The sequence below is a fragment of the Ruegeria sp. CDSB136 genome (assembly GCF_059610965.1).
This window is the reverse complement of the sequence record NZ_JBXWOP010000004.1, coordinates 68,065-82,326: the sequence shown is the minus strand read 5'-3', so window position 1 is coordinate 82,326 and position 14,262 is coordinate 68,065. Positions and strand designations below refer to the sequence as shown.

At 56.9% G+C, this 14,262-nt stretch carries 14 protein-coding genes; 1 reads left to right on the top strand and 13 read right to left on the bottom strand.

Annotation, left to right across the window (positions count from 1 at the left end):
- Positions 1-104: 104 nt before the first annotated feature.
- Positions 105-1,250, top strand: a complete 1,146-nt coding sequence (mnmA, locus tag AC2FIR_RS05905) for a tRNA 2-thiouridine(34) synthase MnmA (protein WP_480910492.1) — start codon at positions 105-107, stop codon at positions 1,248-1,250.
- A gap of 30 nt (positions 1,251-1,280) precedes the next feature.
- Here mnmA and AC2FIR_RS05900 read toward each other — a convergent pair whose 3' ends face one another.
- The 13 genes from AC2FIR_RS05900 to acuI all read right to left on the bottom strand — a co-directional run bounded on the left by AC2FIR_RS05900 (position 1,281) and on the right by acuI (position 14,240).
- Positions 1,281-1,856 (bottom strand): hypothetical protein, encoded by a 576-nt coding sequence (locus AC2FIR_RS05900; RefSeq protein ID WP_480910489.1) that lies wholly within the window; start codon positions 1,854-1,856, stop codon positions 1,281-1,283.
- Entirely contained in the window at positions 1,849-3,015 is a 1,167-nt protein-coding gene (lpxB, locus tag AC2FIR_RS05895; RefSeq protein ID WP_496744130.1) for a lipid-A-disaccharide synthase, read from the bottom strand. The genes AC2FIR_RS05900 and lpxB overlap by 8 nt, the downstream gene beginning before the upstream one ends.
- Positions 3,015-3,809 carry an LpxI family protein gene (locus tag AC2FIR_RS05890; RefSeq protein WP_496744132.1) on the bottom strand — a complete coding sequence of 265 codons (795 nt, stop codon included), beginning with the start codon at positions 3,807-3,809 and terminating at the stop codon, positions 3,015-3,017. The genes lpxB and AC2FIR_RS05890 overlap by 1 nt, the downstream gene beginning before the upstream one ends.
- 4 nt (positions 3,810-3,813) lie before the next feature.
- Positions 3,814-4,599, bottom strand: coding sequence for an acyl-ACP--UDP-N-acetylglucosamine O-acyltransferase (gene lpxA / locus AC2FIR_RS05885; RefSeq protein WP_170615079.1), 786 nt, complete (start codon positions 4,597-4,599; stop codon positions 3,814-3,816).
- Positions 4,596-5,069 (bottom strand): 3-hydroxyacyl-ACP dehydratase FabZ, encoded by a 474-nt coding sequence (fabZ, locus tag AC2FIR_RS05880; RefSeq protein ID WP_170615080.1) that lies wholly within the window; start codon positions 5,067-5,069, stop codon positions 4,596-4,598. Before fabZ ends, lpxA begins: the two co-directional genes overlap by 4 nt.
- Before the next feature lie 72 nt (positions 5,070-5,141).
- On the bottom strand, positions 5,142-5,732 hold the full coding sequence (locus tag AC2FIR_RS05875) for an OmpH family outer membrane protein (RefSeq protein WP_170615081.1): 591 nt from the start codon (positions 5,730-5,732) through the stop codon (positions 5,142-5,144).
- 7 nt (positions 5,733-5,739) lie between these two features.
- Entirely contained in the window at positions 5,740-8,100 is a 2,361-nt protein-coding gene (gene bamA, locus AC2FIR_RS05870; RefSeq protein ID WP_170615082.1) for an outer membrane protein assembly factor BamA, read from the bottom strand.
- Between the two features lie 346 nt (positions 8,101-8,446).
- On the bottom strand, positions 8,447-9,799 hold the full coding sequence (gene rseP / locus AC2FIR_RS05865; RefSeq protein ID WP_496744134.1) for an RIP metalloprotease RseP: 1,353 nt from the start codon (positions 9,797-9,799) through the stop codon (positions 8,447-8,449).
- Between the two features lie 4 nt (positions 9,800-9,803).
- Positions 9,804-10,976 carry a 1-deoxy-D-xylulose-5-phosphate reductoisomerase gene (gene dxr, locus AC2FIR_RS05860; protein ID WP_496744136.1) on the bottom strand — a complete coding sequence of 391 codons (1,173 nt, stop codon included), beginning with the start codon at positions 10,974-10,976 and terminating at the stop codon, positions 9,804-9,806.
- Positions 10,976-11,758, bottom strand: a complete 783-nt coding sequence (locus AC2FIR_RS05855; RefSeq protein WP_170824552.1) for a phosphatidate cytidylyltransferase — start codon at positions 11,756-11,758, stop codon at positions 10,976-10,978. Before AC2FIR_RS05855 ends, dxr begins: the two co-directional genes overlap by 1 nt.
- The gene (gene uppS, locus AC2FIR_RS05850) at positions 11,755-12,486 is read right to left on the bottom strand and encodes an undecaprenyl pyrophosphate synthase (RefSeq protein ID WP_170615086.1); all 732 of its coding nucleotides are present in this window, start codon (positions 12,484-12,486) and stop codon (positions 11,755-11,757) included. The genes AC2FIR_RS05855 and uppS overlap by 4 nt, the downstream gene beginning before the upstream one ends.
- Before the next feature lie 9 nt (positions 12,487-12,495).
- Positions 12,496-13,059 (bottom strand): ribosome recycling factor, encoded by a 564-nt coding sequence (frr, locus tag AC2FIR_RS05845; RefSeq protein WP_170618994.1) that lies wholly within the window; start codon positions 13,057-13,059, stop codon positions 12,496-12,498.
- A 185-nt stretch (positions 13,060-13,244) separates the two neighbouring features.
- On the bottom strand, positions 13,245-14,240 hold the full coding sequence (acuI, locus tag AC2FIR_RS05840) for an acryloyl-CoA reductase (RefSeq protein WP_496744139.1): 996 nt from the start codon (positions 14,238-14,240) through the stop codon (positions 13,245-13,247).
- Positions 14,241-14,262: the final 22 nt, after the last annotated feature.

The window sequence follows — 14,262 nt, the reverse complement described above, 5'->3', positions numbered from 1 at the left end:
AAAGCTGCGCCCAGCATACTTAAAGCCACATGAAACCGCCCCTTGAGAGTGTCTAGAATTTTCCTATATTCTGCCGGTCTTTCTTAATCCGCACTGGAAATGCCATGGCCCTCGATACCGAGACACCGCTGAACTCGCTTGGATTTGCCAAACCGCCCTCGGAAACCCGGGTGGTCGTGGCCATGTCCGGTGGTGTGGACAGCTCTGTTGTGGCCGCCTATCTGGCTGATCAGGGGTATGACGTCGTGGGCGTAACGCTGCAGCTTTACGATCACGGCGCGGCACTGGCCAAGAAGGGTGCCTGTTGTGCCGGTATCGATATTCACGATGCACGTCGCGTGGCCGAAGAGCGGGGCTTCCCGCATTACGTGCTGGACTACGAAAACATCTTCAAAGACGCAGTGATCGACGAGTTCGCTGACAGTTATCTGGCGGGCGCAACGCCCGTTCCCTGTATTCGTTGCAATGAGCGTGTGAAATTCAAGGATCTGCTGGAAACCGCTAAGGATCTCGAGGCCGACTGCATGGCAACCGGCCACTACATCCAGCGCAAGGTTGGTCCCAATGGGCCCGAGCTGCACAGCGCTGAAGATGCAAACCGCGATCAGTCTTATTTCCTGTTCTCGACCACGCCGGAACAACTGGATTTCCTGCGTTTCCCTTTGGGGCACCTGCCTTCCAAGGACGCAACCCGCGAGATGGCCGCGCAGTATGGCTTGTCCGTTGCAGATAAACCTGACAGTCAGGACATCTGTTTTGTTCCTGATGGAAACTATGCCGGCGTGATCGAAAAGCTGCGCCCCGGAGCTGCCGAACCGGGTGAAATTGTTCATGCGGACGGTCGCGTTCTGGCACAACACAACGGCGTCATTCACTATACCATTGGCCAGCGGCGTGGGCTGGGCATCGGTGGGCTGAGCGAACCGCTTTATGTCGTCAAACTGGACGTGGACAAGAAACAGGTTGTTGTTGGTCCCAAGGAAATGCTGGCCACACGTACCGTTCCCGTACGCGAGATCAACTGGCTGGGGGACCAGCCGTTCACGTCACAAAAAGAATGGCATGTCTCGGTCAAGGTTCGTTCGACCCGCCCACCGCGCGAAGCGATTGTCAGGCCACTGTCGGACACGACCGCCGAGGTGGAATTGCTGACCCCGGAAGAAGGCATCTCGCCCGGTCAGGCCTGTGTGTTCTATGAAACAGATGGAAGCCGCATTTTTGGCGGCGGATGGATCTGGCGGGGATACTAACGTGGCTTCTGGCCTCAGTCTGTCTGGGGCCTAAAGGGCATCCGTCCCGGTATTGAGAAGAATATACAGACCGACCGCGACCATAATATAGGGTGCGATCCGGTCCAGCCGGGCCATTCTGGGTGCAAACAATTTGGCCTTAGGTGCCCCCCAGGCCGCAACTCCTGTCAGTAGACAAGCGGCGGTGACAGCACCAAACAGCCCTGCCCATCTGTATGAGGCCGAGGATTCCGCAAGAAGCGGTGTCATGACTGCAAACGTGTCTATGGACAGGCTGAGAAACAACAGAACAACCGAGATCACGGCCCCTTGCGGCTGGGCGTCGGTTTTTCCTCGCCCGGAAATCTGCAACCAGATGCCCCGGATACCCAATGCAAGTGGTACAATGCCAAGGTATCCAATAGTCGTTGGATATGTGCTGTGGCTCAGCCCGATGGCGACGGCGGTTGCCAGTAGAAGAACGACGGTTTGCGCGACGGCGAACCCCACGACCGGACGACGTCGGCCCATGACAACGATCAGACCGAACAGCACCGCAAGGTTGTCCAGATTTGTCGAGACCTGCGCGATTCCCGCAGACAGTGCAAACAGAGCGTGATCAATCATGCCCGTTTCGCATCCGTGCCAGCACGGCGCGGGCCGCACGCAATCCCGGAGCCTCTCCACCCCGCCCAAGACGGTCCATCGTGAGGGCCATGGCCTCCTGCTGAGCCTCTGGTACTTCCATGACCTTTGACAAGGCTGCGGCAATCTTGTCGGGGCGGCAATCGTCCAAAAGGCATTCGGGCACGGTGCGGGTGTCTGACACCAGATTGACCAAAGTCACCGTATCCAGCTTGACCATGCGTTCGGCCATCTTCTGGGTCAGCCAGGTCAGTTTATAGGCGATGACCATTGGGGTGGATTGCGCAGCGAGTTCCAGCGACACCGTGCCAGACGCGGCCAGTGCGACATCTGCCGCTGAAAACGCAGCACGTTTGTGAGACGCCGCCTGATCCGCCTCTAGCTCGCGTGGGTCGATCACTACGGGTTCGCCCGGCCATGATCGGATCTGATCGCGCACCGTATCGACGATGTGCGCAACTGCCGGGACCACGACGCGCATGTCCGGATGATCGCGCAAAAACAAACTCAGGGATTCACCAAACACCGGGGCAAGCCGTTCGACTTCCCCGCGGCGTGATCCGGGAAGCGCCAGCAGGATCGGTGCTTCTCCCAGATCATAGGCGCTTCGGAATTCCGATATGTCCGTATCCGTAGCAATGGGTTCGTTGACGACTGGATGGCCGACGAAATCGCATTCCATGCCGGTCTTTGTCATGTATGGCGGCTCGAACGGCAACAAGGCCAGAACGTGGTCGATGACCTTGGCCATTTTGTCGGCCCGACCGGGACGCCAAGCCCAAACGCTAGGCGCAACATAGTGAACGGTGCGAATGTTGCTGCCCGCCTTCACCAGCTTGGCCACACGAAGCGAGAAATCCGGGCTGTCGATGGTAATCAGCACATCAGGCTGCGTATCCAGAACCGCTTGTGCGGTTTCGGCAATGCGGCGTTTGAGGTGGAAGAACTTCGGCAGCACTTCAACCAGGCCCATGACAGACAGTTCTGACATTGGGAATCGGCTGTTCAATCCCTGCGCCTGCATCAAAGGGCCGCCTACCCCGTCGAATTCGACATCCGGGACAAGCGTCTTCAACCCTTCCATCAACGCGCCGCCCAACCGGTCGCCCGAGGGTTCACCGGCGACCAGAAACACGCGCATCAGACCGACCGCTCACGAACGAAAAGGAAAAGACCCAGCCGGTCGCATTCCTCGACGACCCGGTCGCGTTGAAGGACGATGACCCCGCCTTTTTCGATAACGATCCCCGACAGACCTGCCGCAACCGCATCTGACACAGTATCAGGTCCGATCGCAGGCAGATCAACACGATGATCCTGAGAGGGTTTTGGGGCTTTGTACAGAATGCCGCCACCCGCATCCGGCCTTTGGGTCAGGGATTGCAGCATCCAGGCGGTTCCGAAAACCCCCTCAACCGCCAGGGCCTGGCCCTTGGAAACCACGCAGGCCTGACCAATGTCGGCCGCTCCCATGGCCCGCACGATCCCGGCAGCGCGGTCCGCATCCGCCAGATCCGCATCAGAAGGCTGGGTTTCGGTCAAACATCCCAACGGGGGCAACAGTTCAGGCGCGAGATCCTGTGCCGCACGAACCGAAAGCCCATTGTCTTCCAGAATACTGATCACAGCGCGCAACGCGCCGTCGTCGCCAGAGACAATTGCCTTCTGAATAACCGGAACCAATGGCATCGTCGCCGCATCGATCCGCGAAGGATCAATGTTCGGGCGACGCACCGCGCCGGCCATGCAAATCTCGGTCACTCCACGGGTTTGAATATCAGCAATGAAACTGCCGAACCGCTCTATAGGGAAAACGATGTCTGGCGTCAGGTCATCAGGCAGAAAGCCCTCGAGCGCACAGATCACAGGGCGCTCGGGCAAATGGCTCAACACCTCGGTCGGCAATTTCCCGGTTCCTGCGATCAGAGCCAGCACGGTCCTACTTCCCCGGTGTCAGGAATGAACGGTCACTGTGTCCGGTCACGAAATCGACGATGCGCCGCACATACTCACTGTTGTTGCCTTCGCCGATCCGGTGGGCCCGGTCCATGAACGTCCCCTCGCCGCTCGACAGCTCGCGGAAAGCCGCGCGCAAGGCGGCGATATCTTCGCGCGGAACGCCCCGGCGTTTCAAACCAACGAGGTTCAACCCGTCGAGTTCGCCACGAGGTGCCTGAACAAGTCCATATGGAATTACGTCGTTGGCGACCATTGTCAGCGCCCCGATAATGGCACCGCGACCAACGCGGACCCATTGGTGCAAACCGGATATGCCGCCGACGATTACGTCATCTTCGACAATGCAATGCCCTGCAGCCCCGGCGTGGTTGACCATGATGACCCGATTGCCGATCTGCACATCATGCGCCACATGAACACCCGCCATCAAAAGACAATCGTCGCCTACCCGCGTAACACCGCCACCACCATCTGTTCCGGTGTTGATTGTCACATGTTCGCGAATGCGGTTCCGCTGACCAATTTCCAGCCGGGTGTTTTCGCCACCGAACTTCAGATCCTGCGGTATCTCACCGATGACCGAAAAATTGAAGATAACGGTATCCTCGCCAACCGACGTATCGCCGGTCACGACAACATGCGATTTCAGTTCCACGCGATCTGCCAGTTTGACCTGCGGACCGACATAACAGAACGGACCGATGGCACAGTCCTGCCCAATCTGCGCGCCGTCTTCGATGATTGCGCTGGGATGGATGCGGCTCATGTTGTTTTTTCCATGTCCCAGTCGACATAGGCGGAAAACTCAGCCTCGGCCGCAACCTCGCCATCTACGGTTGCCCGACCGCTGAATTTGAAGATCTTGCCGCCCTTTTTGCCACGCACGGTTTCAACGTGCATTTCGAGCACATCTCCCGGAACCACTTTCCGGCGGAATTTGCACTTGTCGATGTTCATGAAATAGATCAGCAGCTCGCTGTCGATGACATCCATTCCGACACCCAGCATGACACCGGCGGTCTGGGCCATTGCCTCGACAATCGTCACCCCCGGCATGATCGGCGTTCCAGGGAAATGACCCTGAAAATGAGGCTCGTTCATGGTGACGTTCTTGACGCCGACCGCGGACTGATAGCCGGAAATGTCTACCACCTTGTCGACCAGCAGAAACGGATAGCGATGCGGAAGGATCCGCTGGATCAACTGAATGTCGGCGCTCTTGGTTTCCGTCGTCATGGTAAACGAGTCCCTTCGTGGATTTCTCTTTTTCGAGTGGTTAGCAAGACCCGCGAACAAGGGCAAGCAAGCCTATTCGCTTGCCTTGTTATCCAATCTTCTACCATCGCCGATCATCGCATTGATCCGACGGATGGCCATGTTGGTGATATCGGACGATTCCGCACGGAACAAAACATTCGACTGTTCGAGGATTACCGATGCCCCGGTCTCTCGCAAGAGGTCGACCAGAACCGGTTGCACCATCTCAAAAAACAGCTTGCGGGAGTTTTCGCTCCGGCGGGCGAGCGCATCAAGTTTGGCCCGCTGTCCTTCGCGGTGGGATTGCACCTTGTCATCGAACGCTTCGGCGAGTGGCCGGAACTCTTCGGCTGTCAACGTCGACCGCCTTTCCGTCAGTTCCTTTTCTTCCTTGCTCAATTCGGCAACGATTCGTTCGTTTTCTTCCGCCAACAAGGCACTTTCGGCGTCAATTTCGCGCAGGATGCGCTGACCGAATTCTGACCCAGCGAAAAGGCGTTCGCTGGACAATGTCAAAACACCAGATTGCGGCACACCCAGTTGCTGTGCCGTACCTTGCGTTGCAACTCCGCCAAGCAAAAGCAGAATGACAAAAAGGGCCCGAACCGGGCCCTGAATGTCTGGAATAAACCGCATGACCATCAAAGGATCAGAACTGAGCCTGAATGGTCAGGTCAAAGCTGCGCTCCTGGTCAAAGTCTTCCTTTTTGAGTGCTTTGGAGAAGTTAAAGCGCAATGGGCCAAACGGTGTATCCCAAAGAACTGACACGCCCAGAACATGGCGAATTGAGCCATCAGCACCGACGATATTCGCCCCTGCGGTATTGACGTTGTCGATGTTGTATAGGTTGCCGACGTCGTAGAAAACACCACCGCGCAGGCCCAGTTCTTCGGGGAGGCCAAGCGGGAAATCAGATTCGAAGCGGGCCACCCAGTAATAGTTGCCGCCAATCGCATCATCCTGACCGTTCGACAGATCGCGCGGGCCGATACCAGCCGGATCGAAGCCGCGGAAGGTACTTGGGCCAAGAACAAAGCGATCCACGGTTCGGCTGAAATCGTTGCCTCTCCAATGGAATGCGCCCATTTCCAGTGAAGCGCGCAGGACGACCTCTTCGCTCAGAACACGTGTCTGGGCAATGCCGCGCGCGGTCGATTTGATGAACTTGTCGTCGCCCCCAAGTCCGGCCGCGTCCACACCGACCTCAAACAGGACACCAGCGTTTGGATTCAGACCGGCGAGCCGGCTGTCATACACATAGGAAATACCCAAGGCACTGCTGCTGCGTTCCCCTTGCGCAATTTCCGAGGCAATCACGGCACCGTTGATCTGGTTGTCCTGCTGCGTCATTTCACTGCGGTCCCAGCTGTAACGCAGGCTCAGCGACGAAAGTTCGCCAATCGCATAGCTGATTTGCGGGGTGAAGAAGACTGTGTCGGTGTCATAGCTTGCAAAGCTCGAATTGGTTGTCGAAAGACCAAGGCCTAGATCGAAGCGCAGCTTCCGGCCCAACAGATAGGGTTCGGAAAAGTTGATGACGTATTGTTCCGAATCCTGCGCGGTTGAAAGCGAAAGACCCAAGTTCTGTCCGCGTCCCAGGAAGTTGGATTCGTTCAGACCGATCGCAATACCAAATCCGTCAGCGGCCGAGAAACTACCGCCAAGGCTGAGAGAGCCGGTTGGCTGTTCTTCGACGTCCACATCAACGATGACCTGACTGGGCGATGACCCTTCACGAGGTTCCACATCCGCCGTTGCGAAGAAACCAAGGGCACGAATACGCTCGGCGCTCTGGCGAATTTCGCGGGGGTTGAACGGATCACCTTCGACGGTATCGAACTGACGGCGGATCACACGGTCCAAGGTCGTCGTGTTTCCTTCAATGTCGATCCGTTCGACAAAAATCCGCGGACCGCGGGTCAGAACAAATTCGACGTTGAGCGTCAGATCTCTCTCGTTACGGGTAACACGCGGCTCTACCCGCAGGAAATCAACGCCCTGCTTCAGACCCAACCGTTCCTGCCGGGCGATCGAGTTTTCGACCAGAGAAGGCGAATACGTTACGCCCGGCTTGATTTTCAGGGCTTGCTGGTACGCGGCAGCGTCTACGCCGGGAATTTCGCTGACAGTCGTGATTTTTCCAAACGAGAACTTCTGGCCTTCGGTGATGTTCATCACCAGAAAGAACGCATCCCGTTCGCGGGTGAATTCTACATTTGCGCTGTTGACCCGAAAGTCGACATAGCCCCGCGACAGGTAAAAGTCGCGAATAACCTGTTTGTCGAATTCGATACGGTCCGCGATAAACGTGTCGCCGCGCAGGAAAGTCCGCAGGATGTTCGCTTGCTTGGTCTCTAGAACCCTGCGCAGGCGCCGGTCGGAATATGCGCGGTTGCCGACAAAGCTGACCCGCTCAACTTCGATCGTTGTGCCTTCGGCAATTTCGAACACCAAGTCGACACGGTTATCGCTGCGCCGGATAATGCGCGGAATGACAGTTGCAGCAACGCGACCCTGTGCCGAGTAAATATCAGCAATCAGGTCCGCGTCCGCTTCGGCAACCTGAGGCGTAAAGACCCTGCGCGGCTGCGAGGAAATCGCATCCATCAGGACATTGTCCTTAACGCGACGATTGCCCTCGATGCTGATCTGGTTGATCGTGGGGTATTCCTGAACCTCGATTACCAATATCGACCCGCGCGGTGTCAGTTCGACTGTTTCAAAAACACCACTGTCAAGCAATCGCTGATAGGCATCATTCAACTGTCCTGCCGTCACGGTTTGACCCGGTTCGATTCCGGTCCGCGAGATAATCGTCGAGGTTTCGATGCGTCGGTTACCTTCCACCTGGAAGGAATTGATCGTGAAGTTCTGGGCATGTGCCGTCTGCGGCGCAGCCACGAAACTCATTGCACTAAAAAGAAAAAGAAACGTTAGTGTGCGCCACAAAATATTGTTTGCAGTCTTGTTCACACCGCAGAATATGCCCACGCCCCGCCTGTCCGTCATTTTTTTCACTACCCAGAATTTTCAGACTTTTAATGCTGAGTAACGGGATTGAAGGGTCTTGTCAAAAGCGCAAAAACACAAAACGGCCCAGCGGGCCGTCTAAATCAATCAACATGTTGGGCGAGAATCACATACCTGCCAGGTATGCCCCACCTGCAAGCGCCAGAGCTGTCGCGCCAAAGCACAAAAGAACATCCCAGTTCAATATGAACAGAACGCTGAACCCTTGATAGGATTTTTGCAGAGTCTTTGGCATCGGTCTCTAAGCCTGTCTTTCAATACACCAAACAATCTTAGCCATGGATTTGGGCAAGATTGCGGCATCAATGTGCGCGGGGCGTCACATTCAGCAGAACAGGTCGTTGCTAACAGAAAACAGCATCAGCCCAAGTATCAAACTGATCCCTACTCCCATCAGAATCCGCAAGACTGCGTCGCTTGGCGGTTTGCCCGCGACCGCTTCATACGCGTAGAACACCAGATGACCGCCATCCAATGCCGGGATCGGGAACAGATTCAGAAGGCCTACGGCCGTCGACAGAACCGCGATGAAGAACACAAAACTCTGCGCGCCCTGACTGGCCATTGCTCCGGATGTCTCGGCAATACCGATAGGACCGGACATGTTGCAGGTGCTGATCGCCCCTGTAATCATATGCCAGATGCCAGACAAAGAACCGTTGATTACGCGCAAAGTCTGACGCGCCCCACCTGTCAGGGAATCCAATAGACCCGCCGGAACAGTAGCCGGTTCCAGCATCATCCCGCCGACGATCCCGATACGCCAATGCGTTACGAATCCGCCGTCCGGCTGAGGTTCATCCGTACGTCTTGGGGCTAAGGCAAATTCCAGATCGGCGCCGTCCCGCCAGACGTTCAGCAACAGCACACGCCCGTCAGATCCTTCGACCCGCTCTTTCAATTGCTCGAAGGCAAAAATGGGTTCTCCATCCACCGACGTAATCACGTCGCCCGATGCCAGTTGAATGTCCATTGCAGCACTGCGCGGTGTAACCTGCTGGATCAGCGGCGGAAACAGCCAGGGCGCGGACACATTCAGTGTCTCGCCGTCCCGGATGATGGTGTATTCCAGGCTCGGTTCAACCGGCAGAGACTCGGTAAACTCGGTCCACGAGATTTCCTCGTCGAAATCCGGGGTAGGAATACCGGCAATTGCGATGATCTCATCGCCTTCCCGCAACTCCTGAACAGAACCGGGCAATGGTTGGAGTTTGCCCACCGTTAGTGGCTCTCGTGAAACACCCTGAGACCAGAAGATCAGCCCGAAAACCAGGATGGACATTGCGAAGTTGAACGCGGGCCCCGCCGCGACGGTCGCCGCACGGGCCCACAAAGGTGCACCGTGCATGGTACGGCGTACTTCTTGAGGGCTTTGTTCTGTAATTTCGTGCATCGCAGCTTCGTCCTTGCCCGAAGCAGCGTTGGCATCCCCCAGAAACTTGACGTAACCGCCGAACGGCAACAGTGCGATCTGCCATTTTGTCCCGCGCTTGTCCATGCGGCTCCACAGGACAGGCCCGAATCCGATGGAAAACACCTCGGCATGAATGCCGGACCAACGTCCAACGATATAATGGCCGTATTCGTGCACCGCGACGATGACGGACAGTGCAACCACAAAAGCAACAATCGTGTACAGCAGGCTGCCGAATTGAGGGATCAGGGAAAGAGTGTCCAAGGGTTTATCCTGCTCGTTGGAGTATGGCTTCGTCGACCCATTGACGTGCCAGATGGTCCGTTTTTTGCACATTATCAAGGGTCATAGGGGCATCAATAAGGCCATCTTCTGTATCAAATCTGTCCAGAACCGCTGCAACGGTATCGCCCATCTCAAGAAATCCGATGTCCTTGGCGATAAATCTGTCCAGAGCACGTTCTTTGGCCGCGTTGAAGACGGCACCGGAAAGACCCCCACGGGCCATCACCTCGCGCGCCAGCCGCAACGCGGGGTACCGCGATTCGTCAGGGTCCTGAAACCGAAGCTGCCCAAGCCGTGCTAGGTTCAGACGGTCGACCGGCAGGCTCTGCCTTTCGGGCCAGTGCAGAGCGTAGCCAATGGCATGGCGCATATCCGGTGCACCCATATGGGCCATGACAGCGCCGTCACTAAACCCGACCAGTGCATGTACAATCGATTCCGGGTGGATCAGAACTTCGATCTGGTCCGGGTCTATTCCAAAGAATTCTTTCGTTTCAATTACCTCCAGCGCCTTATTGAACATTGATGCGCTGTCGATGGTAATCCGTTGTCCCATGTTCCAATTGGGGTGACTCGACGCTTGCTCGACCGTCGCGAGGGCCAGGTCCGACAAGGGCCAATCACGAAACGCCCCGCCGCTAGCGGTAATGATCACCCGTTCGACGGTCTCAATGTTTTCTCCGACCAGCGCCTGAAACACGGCCGAATGTTCACTGTCCACAGGCAGCAGGCGCGCGTTGTGTTTGCGCGCAGTCTCCAGAACCAGAGAACCAGCACACACCAGCGTCTCTTTGTTTGCCAAGGCCAGCGTCGCCCCTTGTTTCAGGGCTTCGATGCCCGGAGTTAACCCGGCTGCGCCCACAATGGCCGACATTACCCAGTCGGCCGGACGGGATGCAGCCTCGGCCAGTGCTATTTCGCCTGCCGCAACCGCGACCCCGCTGCCGGACAGCGCGTCTCGCAAATCCTCAAGCCGGTTTTCATGGGCGGTCACGGCCAGATCGGCGCCGAGCCGGCGTGCATCTTCGGCCAGTTGTCGGATGTTTGCCCCGCCCGTCAGCGCAACAACATCGTAGGACGAAGGATTCCGGGCGATCAGGTCAATGGTGTTTTGACCGATGGAACCGGTCGCGCCAAAAATTGAGATCCTGCGCATTACATAACCCCGGGGGCGTAGAACAACCCTGCGATCAACACGAACAAGGCAGCCCCCATCATTCCATCGAACCGGTCAAGAAAGCCGCCATGCCCGGGTATCAGGTTCGAGCTGTCCTTGACGCCAAACTTTCGTTTAACCGCGCTTTCCACGATATCCCCGGCCTGACTGGCCATCGACGCCAGCACCGAAATCAGCACAAACAGCACACCAAACCCGGCCTGCATCGCGACAACACCGCCAACAATGGCTGCCGCAACCCAACCGCCTGCCGTACCGGACCATGTTTTCTTCGGGCTTACCTTGGGCCAAAACTTAGGGCCGCCAAACGTTTTGCCAACAAAATACCCTGCAACATCTGTTGCGACGACAACGGCGATCAGCCAGACCATCCAGCCAAAACCCATGGTTTCACGGATCGAGATGAAACCCAGGCCAGCAGCAGCGATCCAGAAGGCAAACGCGGCATAAAGCCCTTTTGCCCGACTGATCTGCCCTGCCCCGACCAGCGCAGGTGCCAGCAAAAACGGCAACGTGTAAAGCGCAGGCAGGTGATAGCTGAGAACAACGGCAACCCCGGTCAAAATCCCCAACTGAACCGCCAGACCGGTTTGACCCGGATCAATCATGCGAACCAGTTCCCAGGTCATGATGGCGCAGGCCGCAGCGATGAATGCTTCGAACCACAATCCGCCAAGCCACACTTCCACAGCACCGATAGCAACCAGAACAGCTGCCGACAGAATTCGGGCCGTCAGGTCAGACCATCGACCATCGCTCATGCGAGAACTGCGCCAAAGCGGCGCTCGCGCGAGCCAAAGTTCCGACACAAATGTTCAAGTTCAGCTGCTGTGAAATCCGGCCAAAGCGTGTCGATGAACTCATATTCGGAATAGGCTGACTGCCACAGAAGAAAGTTCGAAATCCGCGCTTCGCCGCTGGTGCGAATTACAAGGTCCGGATCCGGAAGAACATGCGTATCCAAGTATCTTGGAAGCGTTTCTTCATCCACATCTTCGGGGCGCAACCGGCCCGCTGCCACGTCGCGCGCCAGACGTTGCGTAGCGCGGGCAACTTCATCCCGCCCGCCGTAGTTCAGGGCAACCGTGAGATGGACCAAGTCATTGTCTCGGGTTTCTTCCTCAAGCGAGTCCATCAGTCTGGTCAGCTTGGAATCCAGACGCACCCTGTCACCGATAAAGCGAACGCGAATACCGTTTTCCTTCAGCGTTCGCGTTTCTTTGATGATGTATCGGCGAAACAGGCTCATCAGTCCGGCGACTTCAACCTGTGTTCGTTTCCAATTCTCTGTCGAAAAGGCGAATACGGTCAGATACTTCACGCCAAGACCGGGGCAAGCTTCGACCACCTCGCGAACACGCCGCGCACCTGCGTGATGTCCATACAGCCTAGGCCGGCCACGTGCTTGAGCCCAACGACCATTGCCATCCATAATGATGGCGACATGGCGCGGTCCGGCGGCGATAGGAGTGCGGGGATCGTTGGGCATTCTTCCGGCTCAGACCTGCATAATTTCTGCCTGTTTGGTCTCTAGTGCGGTATCAACCGATTTAATCATCTCATCGGTCAAATCCTGCACCTCGGTCTCCCAGAATTTCTGGTCGTCTTCAGACATGCCGTCGGACTTGGCCTTCTTGATCTGGTCCATGCCATCCCGGCGCACGTTCCGAATGGAGATCCGTGCGCTTTCAGCGTATTGCCCTGCAACCTTGCCCAGTTCGCGACGACGCTCTTCGTTCAACTCGGGGATCGGCAGCATGATGATGGTGCCGTTCAGTTGAGGATTTATGCCCAACCCACTTTCCCGAATGGCTTTTTCCACTTTGCCGACAAGGGACTTGTCCCACACGTTCACGGTGACCATCCGGGGTTCCGGCACGTTGACGGTACCCACCTGGTTGATCGGGGTCAGCGAACCATAGGCATCTACCATGATCGGCTCCAGCATCGAAGCTGATGCCCGGCCAGTCCGCAGGGATGCAAATTCGGTTTTCAGGTTTGCCATTGCGCCGTCCATGCGGCGTTTCAAATCATCAGTGTCCAGTTCAAAATCGTCAGACATGCTGCTCACTCCCCGTTTTCAGGTACTGTTGGAATGGGTCTTAAGCCATCGCAAATGGGATGTATAGCAATGATGAGCCGGAATTGCGCCAATGACCAGAGGTGTTTCCGGCATTTTTGAGGTGTTTCCTCGGCAAAAGAACCGGCCAGCATTGGCGCTGGCCGGTTAGAAAATCACCGGGTGCGTCACGCGTTTACATCAACGACAACACGGCCCTGAACCTGTCCTTGAAGAATATCCGCGCCAAGTTTGGGCAAATCGCTTAGGGATGCAGGCTGTACCATGGCGTCCAGTTTTTCCATGGGCAGGTCTGTCGCGATACGTTTCCACGCGCGCACCCTGTTGTCATAAGGCTGCATCACGCTGTCGATGCCCAACAGGTTGACGCCCCGCAACAGGAACGGGATGACCGTCGCAGGCAGGGCCGCCCCACCGGCCAGACCAACCGCGGCAACCGATGCGCCATATTTCATCTGTCCCAGAACCCGGGCCAGCATCGCACCGCCTACCGCATCAATACAGCCCGCCCAGGTCTCGCTTTCCAGCGGGCGTTTTGTGGTCTCGTTCAGATCCTCGCGCGGAACGATCGTGGTCGCGCCCAGAGATTTCAGATAATCGGCAGCTTCCGCGCGCCCCGTTACTGCGGCAACTTCATAGCCCAGATTTGCCAGTATCGCAGTTGCCACGGACCCAACGCCGCCGGCCGCGCCTGTGACCAGTACAGGACCCTGACCCGGCTGCAGGCCATGGTCCTCCAGCGCCATGACCGCAAGCATAGCAGTGAAACCAGCTGTACCCACAGCCATAGCCTGCCGCGCGTCCAGCCCATCGGGCAAGGGAACCAGCCAGTCGGCCAGTGCGTTGGCTTTCTGCGAATAGCCGCCCCAATGGGCCTCGCCCACGCGCCAACCGGTCAGAACCACTTTGTCGCCCGGTTTGTATCTGTTGTCCGAAGACGTCTCGACCGTTCCTGCGTAGTCGATGCCCGGAATATGCGGATAGCTGCGGACCAGCCCGCCGCCTTTGGCCGACAAGCACAGACCGTCCTTGTAATTTATGGTAGAGTATTCGACGGCGACCGTAACCTCGCCATGGGGCAGATCATCAATCGACAGTTCTTTGATCGACGCACTGGCCAACCCGCTTTCTTCGTCTTTCTCCATTACCAACGCATTGAACATCGTGCTTTCCTTTCCTTTTCAC